Origin of the sequence: Siccibacter colletis, from assembly GCF_000696575.1 — a bacterium.
GTDB lineage: Bacteria > Pseudomonadota > Gammaproteobacteria > Enterobacterales > Enterobacteriaceae > Siccibacter > Siccibacter colletis.
This window is the reverse complement of record NZ_JMSQ01000015.1, coordinates 87,862-103,934: the sequence shown is the minus strand read 5'-3', so window position 1 is coordinate 103,934 and position 16,073 is coordinate 87,862. Positions and strand designations below refer to the sequence as shown.

The 16,073-nt window shown below is 59.9% G+C and carries 12 protein-coding genes; 10 read left to right on the top strand and 2 right to left on the bottom strand.

What is annotated here, in order from left to right; genetic code table 11:
- Positions 1 to 160: 160 nt before the first annotated feature.
- The 8 genes from ET34_RS0115500 to ET34_RS0115465 all read left to right on the top strand — a co-directional run bounded on the left by ET34_RS0115500 (position 161) and on the right by ET34_RS0115465 (position 12,896).
- Positions 161 to 2,056 carry a beta-glucoside-specific PTS transporter subunit IIABC gene (locus tag ET34_RS0115500; RefSeq protein WP_031523571.1) on the top strand — a complete coding sequence of 632 codons (1,896 nt, stop codon included), beginning with the start codon at positions 161 to 163 and terminating at the stop codon, positions 2,054 to 2,056.
- A 139-nt stretch (positions 2,057 to 2,195) separates the two neighbouring features.
- Positions 2,196 to 3,209, top strand: a complete 1,014-nt coding sequence (locus ET34_RS0115495; RefSeq protein WP_031523569.1) for a LacI family DNA-binding transcriptional regulator — start codon at positions 2,196 to 2,198, stop codon at positions 3,207 to 3,209.
- Positions 3,210 to 3,541: 332 nt separating this feature from the next.
- Entirely contained in the window at positions 3,542 to 4,036 is a 495-nt protein-coding gene (locus tag ET34_RS0115490; RefSeq protein WP_031523567.1) for an SH3 domain-containing protein, read from the top strand.
- A gap of 241 nt (positions 4,037 to 4,277) precedes the next feature.
- Positions 4,278 to 5,228 (top strand): hypothetical protein, encoded by a 951-nt coding sequence (locus tag ET34_RS0115485; RefSeq protein ID WP_031523565.1) that lies wholly within the window; start codon positions 4,278 to 4,280, stop codon positions 5,226 to 5,228.
- A gap of 39 nt (positions 5,229 to 5,267) precedes the next feature.
- Entirely contained in the window at positions 5,268 to 6,647 is a 1,380-nt protein-coding gene (locus tag ET34_RS0115480; protein ID WP_031523564.1) for a serine/threonine protein kinase, read from the top strand.
- Between the two features lie 471 nt (positions 6,648 to 7,118).
- Complete coding sequence (locus tag ET34_RS0115475; RefSeq protein WP_152548405.1) at positions 7,119 to 8,672, top strand: alpha/beta hydrolase-fold protein; 1,554 nt, start codon at positions 7,119 to 7,121, stop codon at positions 8,670 to 8,672.
- Between the two features lie 109 nt (positions 8,673 to 8,781).
- On the top strand, positions 8,782 to 10,521 hold the full coding sequence (locus ET34_RS0115470) for an alpha,alpha-trehalase (protein ID WP_031523560.1): 1,740 nt from the start codon (positions 8,782 to 8,784) through the stop codon (positions 10,519 to 10,521).
- Positions 10,522 to 10,772: 251 nt separating this feature from the next.
- The gene (locus ET34_RS0115465; protein WP_031523558.1) at positions 10,773 to 12,896 is read left to right on the top strand and encodes a TonB-dependent siderophore receptor; all 2,124 of its coding nucleotides are present in this window, start codon (positions 10,773 to 10,775) and stop codon (positions 12,894 to 12,896) included.
- 185 nt (positions 12,897 to 13,081) lie between these two features.
- Here ET34_RS0115465 and ET34_RS0115460 read toward each other — a convergent pair whose 3' ends face one another.
- Positions 13,082 to 13,336: a GlsB/YeaQ/YmgE family stress response membrane protein gene (locus ET34_RS0115460; protein ID WP_031523556.1), complete on the bottom strand. Its 255-nt coding sequence runs from the start codon at positions 13,334 to 13,336 to the stop codon at positions 13,082 to 13,084.
- A gap of 220 nt (positions 13,337 to 13,556) precedes the next feature.
- Here ET34_RS0115460 and ycgR point away from each other — a divergent pair, with 220 nt between their 5' ends.
- The gene (gene ycgR, locus ET34_RS0115455) at positions 13,557 to 14,288 is read left to right on the top strand and encodes a flagellar brake protein YcgR (protein ID WP_031523553.1); all 732 of its coding nucleotides are present in this window, start codon (positions 13,557 to 13,559) and stop codon (positions 14,286 to 14,288) included.
- Here ycgR and emtA read toward each other — a convergent pair whose 3' ends face one another.
- Positions 14,289 to 14,900: a membrane-bound lytic murein transglycosylase EmtA gene (emtA, locus tag ET34_RS0115450; RefSeq protein WP_072002043.1), complete on the bottom strand. Its 612-nt coding sequence runs from the start codon at positions 14,898 to 14,900 to the stop codon at positions 14,289 to 14,291. It abuts the gene before it with no gap.
- A 189-nt stretch (positions 14,901 to 15,089) separates the two neighbouring features.
- Between emtA and ldcA the strand changes: the two genes are divergently transcribed.
- Positions 15,090 to 16,001 carry a muramoyltetrapeptide carboxypeptidase gene (gene ldcA, locus ET34_RS0115445; RefSeq protein WP_031523549.1) on the top strand — a complete coding sequence of 304 codons (912 nt, stop codon included), beginning with the start codon at positions 15,090 to 15,092 and terminating at the stop codon, positions 15,999 to 16,001.
- Positions 16,002 to 16,073: the final 72 nt, after the last annotated feature.

Below are 16,073 nucleotides of genomic sequence, written 5' to 3'. Positions count from 1 at the left end.
TTCCGCATCATCCCTCAGCCCGAATGCTGAGGGATCACTTCTGTGAGTCAGCCCACACTCCGCCATGAAACCGGTTGCACAGAATATATCCGTTGTTAGCATGAAACCGGTTTCACACACAACGTCACGCAACCGATAACTAAAACCAGAGGTGAATAACATGGCTGTTATCAGGGATTACAATAAGTTAGCCGGTGATATCCTGCGCGAGGCAGGAGGCGAGGAAAATATCGTCAGCTTTACCCGCTGTGCCACCCGTCTGCGCCTGGTATTGAATGAAACGCCTGCCACTGCCAAAAGCGCGGTACAGAATTTACCTGGAGTGATCGCCGTGGTGGAGAGCGGCGGACAGTTCCAGGTGGTCATCGGCACCCACGTCGCCGATGTGTTCAGCGCAATGTCTGGCCTGCTGGGAGAAAACCACAGCGGCGGCGAGAGCAAGCAGAAAACGCGCTGGCTGGATGCGGTGATCGCGACCATGTCGGCGGTGTTTGCTCCCATCGTCTATATCCTTGCCGCTGCCGGGATTTTGCAGGGGATACTGATCGTTGTCGGCCTGATTGACGAAGGCATCAAAACCTCCGGGGCGTACAGCATCCTTAACTTTATGTCCTGGACCCCGTTCGCGTTTCTGCCGGCGTTTATCGCCATCACCGCCGCGCGGCACTTCAAGTGCAACCCGTTTATCGCCCTGCTGTGCTGCTGCGCCCTGATCAACCCGGAGTGGACCGCGATGGCGGGCCGCATCGCCAATGGCGAAAGCATCAGCTTTCTGTTCTTCCCACTCTCCGAAACGGTTTATACCTCATCGGTGCTGCCGCCGCTGTTCCTGGTATGGGCGCTGTCGTGGCTGGAGAAGCGCGTGGAGCGCCTGCTGCCGGAGGTGATAAGCCCGCTGTTTACCCCGCTGGTGTGCTTTGTCATTATCGTGCCGCTGACGCTGATTGTGATTGGCCCGGTCACCAACTGGGTGGCGATGACCATTGCCGGTGGCTACAACGCGCTGTTTGACACTGCTCCGGCACTGGCGGCGGCGCTGATCGGCGGCGTATGGCAGATCATCGTCATCTTTGGCGTGCACTGGGGGATTACCCCGGTGATCATGGCCAACTTCGACACCCAGGGCTATGACTCCTTCCAGGCGTACCAGACCATCGCCGTGATCGGCCAGATGGCAGCGGTGTTCGGCGTGTTCCTGAAAACCCGCAACCGCGCCCTGAAAGCCACCTCGCTCTCCGCGGGCGTGACCGCAATCTTCGGTATCACCGAGCCTGCCATCTACGGCGTGACCCTGCGCTTCAAGAAGCCGTTTATCTGCGGCTGCATCGGCGGCGCAGTGGGTGCGGTGGTCGCCAGCCTGTTTGGTTCGCTCTACTACGCGTATGCGGCGCTGCCGGGGCTGTTCACGCTGGTGAATGCCATCAGCCCGGAGGCGCCGATGTCGTTTATCGGCGAGCTGGTGGGCAGCGCCACGGCCATTATTCTCACAATTGTTATGGTGCAGTTCGTGGGCTTTGACGATCCGGTAGAGGAAGAAACCCTGACGCCAGCGGAGCCGCAGCAACCGGCCGCCGCACCGATCGCTGCGCCTGCGGCGGCGACCTCCGGCCTGAGCCTGTTCAGCCCGCTCAACGGCGAGGTGATCGCGCTGGAAACGGTGAACGATGAGGCGTTCTCCGGGAAAGCGCTCGGCGATGGCCTCGCCATCCGCCCCAGCACGGGCCAGGTTGTGGCACCCTGCGATGTCAGGGTTGAGACCCTGATCGCCTCGCACCACGCCATTGGCCTGTCGTGCGACAATGGCGCGGAGCTGCTGATCCACGTCGGGCTGAACACCGTCGAGCTGCAGGGTCAGCATTTCCGGCCGCTGGTAAAAGAAGGCGATGTGGTGAAGGCCGGGACGCCGCTGCTGGAGTTTGACAGAGAGGCGATTGTGCAGGCCGGTTACGACCTCACCACCCCGGTGCTGGTGGTCAACAGCGACGATTTCCGGCTGACGAAGCTGCACGAGGCGGGCGATATTCGTCAGCAGATGCCGCTGATGCAGCTGGCATAGCCTCGACCGGTGACCCAGGGCGGGCGCAGCGCACAGCGTAGCGCGCCCGCCATTGGCGCACCGCACCGCCTGCACTATGATGTCCCCGCCGCGTCAGGCGCACTGCCCGGCGCGATGCGTCACTGTTACTGAGGATGTTATGGTCACAATACTGGACGTCGCCAGAAAAGCTGGCGTCTCAAAAGCCACGGTTTCCCGGGCGCTGAACGGCAAAGTGTTCGTCAGCGACGAGGTGAGAGCGCGCATCGACAAGGCGATTGCCGAAACGGGCTACCGCCCTAACCTGCTGGCGCGCAAGCTGGCGACCCGCGAATCTAACTCGGTGGGGCTGGTGATCACCAACCGCCTGTATAACGGCCCGTTCTTCTCCGGCATGATCTATCAGGCCGCCACCCTCAGCGAACGCAACCAGCGCCAGTTGATCCTCGCCGACGGCAAAAACAGCAGCCAGGATGAGCGCGACGCCATCGCCTTTCTCCAGCAGCTGCGCTGCGACGCCATCATGATCTACCCTAAGTTTCTCAGCGTTGAGGAGCTGGACACGCTGATCGATACCGCCAGCGTGCCGGTGGTGGTGATCAACCGCGAGCTTAATCGCCACCGCGCCAGTTCGGTATTCGTCGATCACCGGGAAGGCAGCCAGCGCATGACGCGCTACCTGATTAGCCAGGGCCATCAGCGCATCGCGTTTATCGCTGGCGCGCCCGATTCCCCCACCGGTGACAGCCGCCTTGCCGGTTATCAGGACGCGCTGCGCGAAGCCGGTATTGCCTGTGATGAGGCGCTGATCCTGCCGGGCAGCTGGACCACTGAAAGCGGCTACGAAGCCGGACGCATGCTGCTGGCAAGCGGTATTGCGGTGACCTGCGTGCTGGCCGCCAATGACGATATGGCCATCGGCGCGGCGAAAGCCATCAGCGAGTCCGGGCGCCGTATACCGCAGGATATCTCCCTTGCCGGATTCGATGATTCGATTATTGGCCGCTATTACACACCCGCGTTAACCACACTACACATTCCTATGGATGAGATGATCAGCGACGCGGTGCGCATTCTGTTGGCCACCGACGAACCCAGCAGCGCACGGCGTCATGAAGGCACGCTGATCCTGCGTGAATCGGTGGCGGTGATAAGCAAGACGGCACGCGAATAATTCACCGGAATTATTAATAAAGTCTGGCTTATCATTACCAGCCTGGACGTAAATTGACTGCCGCCATCGCCATTATTTTGCCGCCGCAATCCACAGGTCGCATTTAATGCTGTGCCGGGGCAATAACGGCATTGAATTGTCAATCAGGCTATGTAAAATCACGGCTATCATTTATTACCCGGGCGATAACGTGCTGGTTCAGCGGGAAACAATTCCTGATGAACGGCGGCGACAGCATCGACCGGGCTGATTCCCCGTCGTGGCATTTCTTGCGCCTCACTCCCGCACGCCACGGCAGTCGGGTTTACACCATCTATCCAGGGAAAGTCACGATGAAATTGCGTAATGTATTAGCACTTCTTATTGTTGCCAGCGTAGTCGGCTGTAAAGCGCCCGCGCCCAAAATGACCGACGATACCATTGTGACCAGTGAAATTAACGGCGTGACCCTCACGCACCGTTACGCCGTCAGCCCCCCGACGGAGTTCACCCCGGTTAATGCCAGCTACCGCGCGCTCTATCCCGGCTATGTGATGAGCAAGCCCGATTTCGGCGGCAAGGTGATCTCCCAGCTGGAAAACGGCCAGACCTACACCGTACTGGGTCAGGTGGAGCATAACTGGCTGGCAGTGGCCGAGCAGGATCAGGAGCAGCTTATTGGCTACGTGCCGCTGCGCGCGCTGGTGAAAAGCGAGTTGTATGCGCAGACCATCAAAAGCGACCGTCCGAAACCGCGTCGTGCCGCGAAGAAATCAACCTGCGTGGCGATCGACGGTGCCAGCAAAGCCTGTCAGAACGCCAACAGCGGTACCTGGATTATCGATTAAACACCACGCGCAATATCTGCATGGTACCGGGCGTTACCCGCTTCGCCTGGTGCCATGTTTCCGGGCCTCCCCGACCCCGGCGCATGAAATTTGCAGTATGTCTATCAGAAATAGCCCTGGAAAATTAGCGTGAAAATCGGTAAAACAAGCAGTTACCGGACGCTTATCCGCTTGTGCCCGGTAAATTCGACGCAACGGCACCGCTTTTCGGCATCACTCATTCAGGTTAAGAAGGATTTTTATGAAAGTCTGGCTTTCAGGTCTGGCGCTGCTCCTGGCATCTTCCAGCGTCTGGGCAGGGAATTACCGTATCGTGCAGTCACCTTCCCAGAAGCTGGACGTCTGGATCGACAACATCAGCGATAACACGCCGCAAAGCTGGTGCGCCGCCGAACTGCCGCTGCGAATCGTCGCCAACGGCGAACAGGACGCCACCATCTTAAACGCCTTTATGCCGCGTCTCGGGGCGCTGCTGGAAAGCCAGTGCGCCAGGCTGCAGCTGGTGAACTGGCAGCTGACCACCCCGCAGGACAAACCCATCGCCCAAGGAACCGCCACCAAAGCCAGCGAGTGGGAGATCACCATCGCCCCTGGCCCGGCACTGGAAACCAATAGCGGTGAGCGCGCCGAAGATCTCTCTCCCCTTGCCGATCGTACTCCGTGGCTGGAGTTCACCCTTAAAGACGGCTGCCATCTGCGCACCTTCTGGCAGGGCGATGCCAACACCTCAGCGCTGTTTATTCCTGACGGTAAGTGTGAAAAAGGCGGCTGGCTAAACGGGCGTAGTGAAGTGGTTCAGCGCGGCCAGCACGGTGAAAAGCGGCTGGAAATGACCTTCGTGCACGGCTTCCCGGTGGTGGGCCTGCGTCGCGATGCCAATGCCGATACCCTTCTTATCACCACCCTGAATAATGAACGCATGGTGGTGAGCAACGAGCACGCCCCGCAAAGCTGGATGATTCTGCCCTATAACCCTCAACTCAACGGCTGGCAATCCACCGGCACCGTGGCGGTAGAGGTCTCGCGCGACATGGCTCTCGACGAGCCGCGTTTGCAGGCGCGCCTGAACGAGGTACGCAAGTTCTGGTCAGCCTGGCTTGAGCCGGATATCACCATCACGCTGCTGCTGATTGATTCTCTGCACCCGCAGCTGCGCGATCCGGCGGTTGGCGCCTGGCGCGCGCAGAAATAAACCTGAACTTTCGTTATTATCGAGCAGAGATCTTTCACCATGACAAACAACGATATCACCCCGCGCATTCCCGATGCTCTGCCGCCCGGTTATCAGTTTGATGAGTTTGAAATCCAGGAAGTGGTTGATTCCACCAACGAAGGCATCGTCTACCGCGCCTGGGACCGGCATCTGGAGCGCCAGGTGGCGCTGCGGGAATTTATGCCCCGCGCGCTGACGGTGCGTAACGACGATATGAACCTGGTGCTGCGCAGCAAACAGGATACCGCCGCGTTCACCAGTGGACTGAACAACTTCGTGCAGGAAGCGCGCCAGCTGGCGCAGTTCAACCACCCTAACCTGATTCAGGTACTGCGCTTCTGGCTGATTAACGAAACCGCTTACGCCGCCACCCCTTTTTACAGCGGCATTACCCTGGCGGAGCTACACCAGCAGCAGCCTGAAACCATCGACGAAGCCTGGATCCGCCGCATGTTGCCGATGGTGTGCGGGGCGCTGGATACCCTGCACCAGGGCGATTACATTCACCGCGACATCACCCTGAAAAGCATTCAGATCCAGGACAGCGGCATTCCGCTGCTACTCAACTCCGGGGCCTCGCGCCGCAACCTGACCGGCATTGCCGATAACAGCAAAAGCCTGCTGCACCCCGGCTTCGCGCCGCTTGAGCAGTACACCGATGACCTGGAAAGCCAGATTGGTCCCTGGACCGATATCTATGCCCTGGGGGCGGTGCTCTATACCCTGATTACCGGCACCTGCCCGCCGGCCAGCGTCACGCGCAGCATTCAGGACACCTGCAAACCGCTGACCGAGCTGCAGCCGCAGGGTTACTCCACCGCGCTGTTAACCGCGGTGGATCGCGCCCTGGCGCTGAAGCCCGAAGATCGCCCGCAGTCAATCGCCGCCTTCGCCGAGCTGGCGGATATTACGCCGTCCGCCGCCAGCAGCGCGCCGGGCATTACCCGCCCGGGCACTATGCTGGTGCCGGTAGAGGAAGAAAAAACCGAGGTCGCGCAGCCTGCCTGGAAACGTTACCTGACGCCGCTGCAGATCGCTGCCGGCGTGCTGGTGGGTGTGATTGCCGGTGCGCTGATTTTTGGCGGTGGCAGCGCGCCTGAGCAGGCGGCCCCCCCGGCACCGGCACACCCCGCGTCTGCCCCGGCAGCGCCTGCTGCAGACAGCGCTGCCCCAGCCGATGAAGATCGCACGGCCCGGGTCTACGTGCGCATGTACGAGGGCGAACAGCTGATCGTCAATGATAAAGTTCAGAAGGTGGTGCCTGCCGCTAACGGCTACGGTTTTGTGCAGCTCGCTCCCGGCAACTACCAGATTGAACTGCGCAGCCGCAGCCAGTCGCGCAGCGTCAGGCTGACCATCGGCACACCGGGTACCTGGTTGCTCAATCCACAATCCTGACACGCTGATGTACGCTTACCATCCACGCTACGGCGTGGATTTTTTTCACAGGTTACGTGCAACCAGCACGCAAGTTGCAGAATAAGATACCTACTAACGCTACCGAACCTTTCGATATAACAGGGAGCGTCGTAGTTGTAAAAACTAAAAACGAAACGCAAGCCGGGAAAATTACAACGATACCAATTGTAGGCACAAACTTTTTTGTGTCGGGGGATATAATTTTTCCGGACCGCCATTGTGGAATGGCACCAGTAATGTCGTTACCAGTTCCGTTGGCTGTCAGCTAAGTAAGCGCAATATTCAGGTTCCGTTTGGTAATATCGACAGCACCAGTTTTCAGAATACTGGTTACACCACCAGCGCACACACGTTTTCTGTCGATCTCACCTGGCAGTAACGCCGCACCCAGTTGCAAATAATTCGCATTTACATTAGCGTAACGGCTTTCATCGGATGAAGGTGATGCGCATGAACTGGATCACGCTGGGATTACTGACCGGAACGCTGATGGCTTCGGGCGAAGCACTGGCCTGCGAGCCTTTGCCCATTACCGGCAAAAAACAGGGGCACTTTGATGCCAGCGGTAAACTTTGCTTTACCCTGCCGGTAGTCGCTGAGAACTACGTTACCGCTGAATTAAGCGGGGCCATCGACGCCGGGCTGCGGCGTGGGGAGCAGCCATATCGCGAGCTGCTGCGCCACGGGCCGTCAGAAGGTAATCATCAGTTGCTGTTCGCGCTACCGCAACAGCAGACCACAACCCTGCGCCTCTCCGGTAAGCCAAACCAGCCGTGGAGTCTGAGCTGGCATATCAGGGCCGCCACGCCCCTTGAGCGTCGCCAGACTCCGGCTCCGGTCAGCCCCACGTTGCAACGTCTCAGCGCCCGCCTCGCCGCCGGGGAAAGCAGCGAGGCGTTCTGGCGCAGCATAGCGACCCGGGGCACGCCGCTGATAGAGCCTTACGATGCGCGCCACAAGCGGGTGACCTTCCTGTGGCGCGGCGACCAGCGCAATGTCTACCTGTTTGGCTCCCCGGCGGGGGATCAGGTGCCGCTGTTTCGCCTTGCCGACAGCGACGTCTGGTTTCGCAGCTTCGTTGTCCCCGCCGATACGCTGATGCAGTACCGTTTTTCCCCCGACGTACCGGCAATACCCGACTCGCCCCTCGCGCAGCATCGCGCGATTCTGGTCAATGCCCAGGCCGATCCGCTCAACCCGCGCAGCGGCAAACCGGGTTCCCACGACCGCTGGAACCACGCGTCCTTACTCGATCTCACCCGGCAGCGCGACTGCACTGCCGCAGCGATGGCACATCCGCTGACCGCAGGCGCACTGACCCGCAGCCGCTTCTACAGCGACCGACTGGACAACGAGCGTGATATTCAGATCTATCGTCCGCATCGGGCCGCGGCATGGACGCTGATGCTGTTCGACGGCAACGTCTACCAGCAGGAGCAGCGCATCGTTAACGTGCTGGATGCGCTTATTGCCCGCGGCGAACTCCCTCCGGTCAATCTGGTGCTGATCGACAGCCTCGATCTGGCGCGCCGCGCTCAGGAGCTGACCCCGAACCCGGTATTTGCCGATGTGATGGCGCAGGAGCTGCGTCCCTGGCTGAGCGCCCGTGGGCTGCCCCTGCATGCCTCGCACACGATCCTTTCCGGTTCCAGCTACGGTGGCCTCGCCGCGGCATGGGTGGCCCTGCGCTATCCGCAACTGTTCGGCAACGTCCTGAGCCTCTCCGGATCTTACTGGTGGGCGCCGAAAGGTGAACCCGCCAGCTGGCTCACCCGGGAATACCAGCGTGCGCCACGCAAGCCGATACGCTTCTGGCTGCAGGCTGGCACGTTCGAGATCGACGGTCCAGACAACGGCATCTACCTGAACAATCTTGAATTTGAGCAGGTGCTGCGCAGCAAAGGCTACCCGGTCAGTTTTCATCCCACCGCCAGCGGACATGATTACAGCGGCTGGTGCGAGGCGCTGGTGACGGGCCTGCAGCATTTTAGCGCACCGCGCTGACAAAAATGGCGCAGCGCGCCCCCGCGTCGGCAAAATTCGTCTAAGGTTTTCATTGGGTTGATCGCAATCGCAGTGGGTTCGGCAACCCACCCGAAAAGGAGATTTATCGATGACTACACCCGTTTTGCGTCGTTCCACCTCGCTGCTGTTTGCCGTACAACTGGCTCTGGGTGGCGCGTTCTTTATGCTTTCCACGCCGACTGCGCTGGCACAGGAAGCCCAGGCACAGAGTCAACCGCAGCCGCCTGACGTGCTGCTCGGCCCACTCTTTACTGCGGTACAAAGTGCGAAGCTGTTCCCGGATCAGAAAACCTTTGCCGACGCGGTGCCAAAAAGCGATCCGCTGATGATTCTGGCCGACTATCGCATGCAGCGTAACCAGTCCGGCTTCGATCTGCGCCACTTCGTCAACGTCAACTTCACGCTCCCTGCCGAGGGCGAAAAGTATGTGCCGCCGGAAGGCCAGAACCTGCGCGAGCATATTGACGGCCTGTGGCCGGTGCTGACGCGCACCACCGATACCGCCGGCAAGTGGGATTCCCTGCTGCCGCTGCCGGAGTCCTACGTGGTGCCGGGTGGACGTTTCCGCGAGATCTATTACTGGGACAGCTACTTCACCATGCTGGGCCTTGCCGAAAGTGGGCGCTGGGACAATATCGAAGACATGGTGGCGAACTTCGCCCATGAGATCGATGCCTGGGGACACATCCCTAACGGCAACCGCAGCTACTACCTGAGCCGCTCCCAGCCGCCATTCTTCTCCTTTATGGTCGAACTGCTGGCGACCCACGATAAGGACGCGCTGAAAACATACCTGCCGCAGCTCAAAAAAGAGTATGCGTACTGGATGGAAGGCAGCGATGCGCTGGCTCCGGGCGAAGCGCACAAACGGGTGGTGAAGCTGAAGGATGGCTCGCTGCTGAACCGCTACTGGGACGATCGCGACACACCGCGCACCGAATCCTGGCTCGATGATGTCACCACCGCGAAAAACAACCCGGATCGCCCGGCCACCGAAATCTATCGCGATTTGCGTGCCGGAGCGGCCTCGGGCTGGGACTTCAGCTCGCGCTGGATGGATAATCCGCAGCAGCTGGGGTCGATACACACCACGCACATCGTGCCGGTGGATCTCAACGCCCTGCTCTATCAGCTGGAGAAAACCCTTGCCAGCGCCAGTACTGCGGCAGGCGACAGCGCGGGTGCTGCACGCTATAACGCGCTGGCGAATGACCGCCAGCGGGCAATTGAAGCCAACCTGTGGAACGACAAACAGGGGTGGTATGCGGATTACGATCTGCGCAAGCAGGCGGTACGCGATCAGCTGACGGCAGCCGCCCTGTATCCGCTCTACGTGAAAGCCGCTGCCCGGGATCGCGCCGACAAAGTAGCCGCCGCCACGCGGGCGCAGTTGCTGAAAGCCGGCGGGCTGGCAACCACCACCGTGAACAGCGGTCAGCAGTGGGATGCCCCGAACGGCTGGGCGCCGCTGCAGTGGGTGGCGACCGAAGGGCTCATCAACTACGGGCAGAAGGACCTGGCGATGGACGTCACCTGGCGCTTCCTGACCAACGTCCAGCACACCTACAACCGCGAGCACAAGCTGGTGGAGAAATATGATATCAGCTCTACCGGCACCGGTGGCGGCGGCGGTGAATACCCGCTGCAGGACGGCTTTGGCTGGACCAACGGCGTGACGCTGAAAATGCTCGATCTGCTGTGTGGCAAAGAGACGCCGTGCGACGAGGTGCCGGAAACCCGTCCGGGCAGCACGCCGAGCACGACACCAGCACAGGCGGCGCAGCCCGCTGCACAACCGCAAACTGCCGCCCCGGCTTCCGCGCAGTAACCCCTCCCCCTGCTACCATTTCTGGTAGCAGGGTTTTTACCCCTTTTTACGCTCTCGCCTGACGTGCTGCGGGATTGCAGTTAAATCCGCAGTAAATCAACGGCTTTACGCTTCGCGTTTCAAACATTCACCGCTTGAAACCAACAAACAATAACGATAATAATTCGCATTCTGTTTTCACTTCTGCGTCTGCGGCCCGGTTTCACCGTGCGGCGGGCCTGTTTTGCCACCTTGATTCCAGGGATATGAACATGACGAAGGCTTTTCAACTTAAGCGCCCGGTGCTGCTGTGTGCGCTGGCGCTGTCCACCAGCCAGGTTTTTGCGGCGGAAGATACCGTGGTGGTCACCGCCGCACCGGCGCAGACCGCTACCTCTCCCACTGAGGGATATACGGTAAAGAGCAGCACCGGTGCTACCAAAACTGACCAGCCGCTGATCACCACTGCCCAGTCGGTGTCGGTGGTGACGCGTCAGCAGATGGAAGATCAGGGTGCCAGCAACTTTAACGAAGCGCTAAGCTACACCCCCGGCGTGTTCAGCAACATCGGCGGCGGCGCGTCACGTTTCGACGCCATCGGCCTGCGCGGTTTCCACGGCGGCGACGTCGATAACCTGTTCCTCGACGGTATGCGCCTGATGAGCGATGGCGGCAGCCATAATATTTTGCAGATCGATCCGTGGTTTATTGAGCGCGTGGACGTAATCAAGGGTCCGTCCTCGTCGCTGTACGGTCAGACTATCCCCGGCGGGCTGGTCAACCTGACCTCAAAGCGCCCGCAGTTCCGCTCTGAAGGCCACTTCCGCCTCTCCGCCGGGACGCAGAACACGAAATCCGGTGCCTTCGACTATACCGATGCCATCAACGACCAGTGGGCCTTCCGCATCACCGGCATCACGCGCAATACCGATACCCAGTACGACAACACCCGGGAAGAGCGCTACGCCATCTCCCCGTCGCTGCTGTGGCAGCCGAGCGAAGACACCAGCCTGCTGCTGCGCGCCTACCTGCAGAAAGATCCCTCCGGCGGCTATCACGGTTCGGCGCCGATCGAAGGGGCGCTGTATGCCCGTAACGGCCACAAGCTGCCCAACAGCTACAACGAAGGCGACCGCCTCGATGGCTACCAGCGCCGCGAACAGCTTTACAGCGTCGAGTTCAATCACCGCTTCGACGACGTCTGGTCGTTACACTCCAGCGGGAGCTACACCCACAGCAACGCGAATCTCGCCCAGGTGTACCGGAAAGGCTGGGACGGCGACAGTAATCTGCTGAACCGCGGCTACGTTGGCTCGCAGGACTCGCTCGATGCATGGTCCACCGATAACCGTCTGCAGGCCGATTTCGCTACCGGCGAGGTGAAGCACACCGTGACGCTGGGTGCGGAATATCACCGCTTCCGTAATGATATTCTTAGCACCGTAGGCAGCGCCGCGCTTCTGAACCCGTTCACCGGCGAAGCCACGCAAACGGGTCACGTCATCAACGATGCCTATACCAACGACAACAACCGCCGCTACTACCAGGCCGGGGTTTATCTGCAGGACGATCTGGAGTGGAACCGCTGGCACGTCGCGCTCTCCGGGCGCTACGATCGGGTGGTGTCGAAGCAGGTAAGCAATACCTTTAACACCGCATATCGCCGTTCAGACGATAAGGTCAGCGGCCGTGCATCGGTGCTCTACGCCTTTGAGAACGGCCTGTCGCCGTACCTGAGCTACAGCCAGGCGCTGACGCCGTCGATCCTGCAAAGCGCCACCGGCGAACTGCTGCAGCCGAGCACCGCCGAGCAGTACGAAGCCGGCCTGAAGTATCAGCCGCCAGGCACCAGTGATATGTACAGCATCGCCATCTTCGATCTCACCCAGGAAGATGTCTCCCAGCGTGATGAGAACGTAGAGCCAGCCACTTACTACGCGGCCGGGGACGTGCACTCCCAGGGCGTGGAGCTGGAAGCGCGCAACCAGATCACCCCGCGTCTGAGCACCATTGCGGGCTACACCTGGAACCGCGTCAAGTTTGAAAATTCGCTCGGCGGCAAAGACGGCAATACGCCGCTGATGACGCCGGATCAGATGGCCTCGTTCTGGGCGCACTATCAGTTCGACTACGGCATCAGCGCCGGCGCCGGGGTGCGTTACATCGGTAAACAGTGGGCGGAGGATCAGAACAGCAACCGTATCGGGTCAGTGACGCTGATGGATGCGATGGTGAAAGCGGATCTTGGCGCGTGGAACAGCGCCCTGAAAGGGGCGTTCGTGCAGGTTAATGCCAATAACCTCACCGACCGCGAGTACGTGTCGGGCTGCTACACCACTAACTGCTACTGGGGTGCCGAACGCACGGTAGTGGCAACCGTCGGCTACGACTTCTGATCAAAACGGCGTATTCGTGTTTCAGGGCGGGTAAGCCTGCGCCCCAGCTCCCCATACGAAAGTGGGCGCGCTGCGCTTACCCACCCTACGCATTAATGACCGAAGGCACGGTAGTGGCAACCGTCAGGGATGACGGGTGATAAAAAAAAACGGCCCAGCAGGGCCGTTTTCTTGTAAATGACGACTTAGTTGCGGCGCAGCAGTCGGAACACTGCCAGTACCACAATGGCACCAACAACCGCCACCATAAAGCTGCCTAAGTTGAAGCCGGTGACATCGCCGCCAATGCCGAAGAACGTGGCGAGCCAGCCGCCGACAACCGCACCCACGATACCGAGAATGATGGTCAGAATGAAACCGCCACCGTCACGGCCAGGCATGATGAATTTAGCGATAATACCTGCGATCAGGCCGAATACAATCCACGCCAGGATACCCATGTTTAACGTCCTCTTTTGTTGTGATTCCGGATGGCGTCTCAGACCAGACGCTGAGGCCGCCGTGAAGTAAGTATAGGCAAGGAATTGAAAAAGGTGAGGAATATCACGAATTGATATTAAGTGGGGCTACAAAAAAGTTAAGTAGTTTGTATTAAGTTTTCTGCTTCAGTGCCGATAACTGGCGCTGAGATTCTTTTTAAATTCTGGCGAGGCTTCTGGTGTGAGCAATTACAATGAGCAGTTTTTAAAACAACATCCCCTTGCCATATCAGGCGTGCTGCGGGATCTGCAAAAGCAGCAGGTTCCGGTGCGGCTGTCCTGGAGCGGCGGTCAGCTGATCAGCCGTATCCTTGATGCCAGCAGCGAACGGCTGGTGCTCGATTTTGGCAGCCAGACCTGGGAAAATCAGAGCATTCTACGTGCGGAACACATTGATGTTGGGGCTGAAACCGACGGCGCGAAGGTCGAATTTGCCCTTTCCGCTGTGGAGGCCGGGGAGTATCAGGGGCTACCGGCGTTTATTACCCCGTTGCCCGCCTCGCTGTGGTTCGTTCAGCGCCGCGAATTTTTCCGTATCAGCGCCCCGGTGCAACCCGCCTGCCACTGTACCGCCGTGATGCCGGACGGCAGCCGCCTGCGCTTTCGCGTGTCTGATATCTCGGTTGGCGGTATGGGGGCGCTGGTAGAAGGGGAAATGCCGGAGAATCTGACCGAAGGCATGATGTTTCCGCACTGTGAGGTCGATCTGCTGGATCGCGGGAAATACCATTTCGATATGCAACTGCTCACGCTCTCCAGCCGCACCTTTGTGGACAGCAAGAACCACACCGTCAGCACGCCCCGTCTGAGCTTCCGTTTCCTGAACGTGAACCCGGCGACGGAGCGTGAACTGCAGCGCATTATCTTCTCGCTGGAACGCGCGGCCCATGAGAAGGCCAGCCGCGTTCGCTGATCACATCGCTGCCATCGCCTGCTGGACCTTCCACAGATAACGTGGTGCCTGCGGCGATGGATGATTGTCTACCACGTGCTGGTAAAACTCCTGCGGACTGAGGTCGTTGATCTTCTCAATGGCCGCTTTGCGATCGGACGAGAAGGTGCGCAGCAGCGCGCCCGCGCCGTTTACATAGGACACCACCAGCGCATACTGCATGGTCTGCGGATCTTCAATCCCCGCCAGGATGCCATGCTCCAGCACGCTCAGATACGCGGTGCCAATAGCGATATTGCGCTGCGGATCTTTCAGCTCGCGGGTCGAAGGCTGTCCGGCCCATCCCATATGGCGATAGACCTCTTTTCCGGCGGTTGAGGCTTTAATCTGCATCAGACCGACCGCATTCGATGCGCTTACCAGCTCGGGTTTGCCCCCCGATTCGACGGCGATAATCGCCGTGATCAGGCGCGGGCTGACGCCGTACTCCTCGCCTGCCTGCTCGCTGAACGGCATCCACTGCAGTGCCCGGCTGGTCGGCGCCTGGGCCTGCCACGGCACACTTTTATAGTCCGGCTTGCTGCTACAGCCCGCCAGCAGCAACATCAGAACAATGATTCCACTAAACTTCACGCTTACTCCCTCATCACATCAGATAAACAGGCCCGCACAACATACTGCCTGGTGCCGCTGCGCCGCAAGGGCACGCGCTCCCAAAATGCCCAGACAGCGAAGCGGCTGGGCAGAAGTATAACCGGCGGATGACAAGCCGGACGCGACGCGGCATCATATTTCCCTCTTACCACTACGCAGGGAGTTGCCATGTCCGTATTTCATTTGATTGCCCCGTCAGGCTACTGCCTGCAACAGCTGGCTGCCCAGCGCGGCGTGGCGCGTCTGGAGGCGGAAGGCCATCGGGTGGAGCATCAGACAGCGATCGCGCGTCGCCACCAGCGTTTTGCCGGAACCGATGCCGAACGGCTGGCGGATCTCAATGCACTCGCTACACTTCCCTGCGCGGTGGATATTGTTATGCCGGTGCGCGGTGGCTATGGCATGAGCCGGCTGCTGGATGGCGTGGACTATGATGCTCTGCTGGCGCGTCAGGCGGCCGATCCGCTGCTTATCTGCGGTCACAGCGACTTTACCGCCTTCCAGCTGGCGCTGCTGGCTAAAGGGAATGCCATTACCTTCAGCGGGCCGATGCTGGCGGGAAATTTCGGCGCGGAGACTCTCGATGCCTTCACCCGGCACCACTTCTGGCTGGCGCTGCGCGAGCCGACCTTTACCCTTGCGTGGCAGGGCAGCGGCCCGGCCTGTACGGTCAGCGGCCAGGTGTGGGGCGGCAATCTGGCGATGATCGCCTCGCTGATGGGCACGCCGTGGATGCCGGCGATCGAGGGCGGCATTCTGGTGGTGGAAGATATCAACGAGCACCCGTTCCGCGTGGAACGCATGCTGCTCCAGCTGCTCTACGCCGGGGTGCTGGACAAGCAGCGCGCGCTGGTGCTGGGCAGCTTCAGCGGTTCGTCACCGAACGACTACGACGCGGGTTATGATTTCAATGAGATGTGTGCCGGGCTGCGGGCGCGGCTGCCAATCCCGGTGATTAGCGGTCTGGCGTTTGGACACGAGCCGCAGACGGTGACGCTGCCGCTCGGGGCGCAGGGCCATTTAGCCCATGACGGGGAGCAGACCACCCTTACCCTGACCGGCCATCCGGTGCTGCGCTGAGTGAAAAATCATATTCACCACGCTTATTGAACAATCACCTCGTTGATAATTGTGGTATACCCATAATGGTGC

What these genes read in the sequence shown, in the direction of transcription:
- ET34_RS0115475 (WP_152548405.1), top strand. Translation starts at nt 7,119, where the DNA reads ATGAACTGGATCACGCTGGGATTACTGACCGGAACGCTGATGGCTTCG.
- ET34_RS0115495 (WP_031523569.1), top strand. Translation starts at nt 2,196, where the DNA reads ATGGTCACAATACTGGACGTCGCCAGAAAAGCTGGCGTCTCAAAAGCC.
- ET34_RS0115500 (WP_031523571.1), top strand. Translation starts at nt 161, where the DNA reads ATGGCTGTTATCAGGGATTACAATAAGTTAGCCGGTGATATCCTGCGC.
- ET34_RS0115480 (WP_031523564.1), top strand. Translation starts at nt 5,268, where the DNA reads ATGACAAACAACGATATCACCCCGCGCATTCCCGATGCTCTGCCGCCC.
- ET34_RS0115490 (WP_031523567.1), top strand. Translation starts at nt 3,542, where the DNA reads ATGAAATTGCGTAATGTATTAGCACTTCTTATTGTTGCCAGCGTAGTC.
- ET34_RS0115485 (WP_031523565.1), top strand. Translation starts at nt 4,278, where the DNA reads ATGAAAGTCTGGCTTTCAGGTCTGGCGCTGCTCCTGGCATCTTCCAGC.
- ET34_RS0115465 (WP_031523558.1), top strand. Translation starts at nt 10,773, where the DNA reads ATGACGAAGGCTTTTCAACTTAAGCGCCCGGTGCTGCTGTGTGCGCTG.
- ET34_RS0115470 (WP_031523560.1), top strand. Translation starts at nt 8,782, where the DNA reads ATGACTACACCCGTTTTGCGTCGTTCCACCTCGCTGCTGTTTGCCGTA.
- ET34_RS0115460 (WP_031523556.1), bottom strand. Translation starts at nt 13,336, where the DNA reads ATGGGTATCCTGGCGTGGATTGTATTCGGCCTGATCGCAGGTATTATC.
- ldcA (WP_031523549.1), top strand. Translation starts at nt 15,090, where the DNA reads ATGTCCGTATTTCATTTGATTGCCCCGTCAGGCTACTGCCTGCAACAG.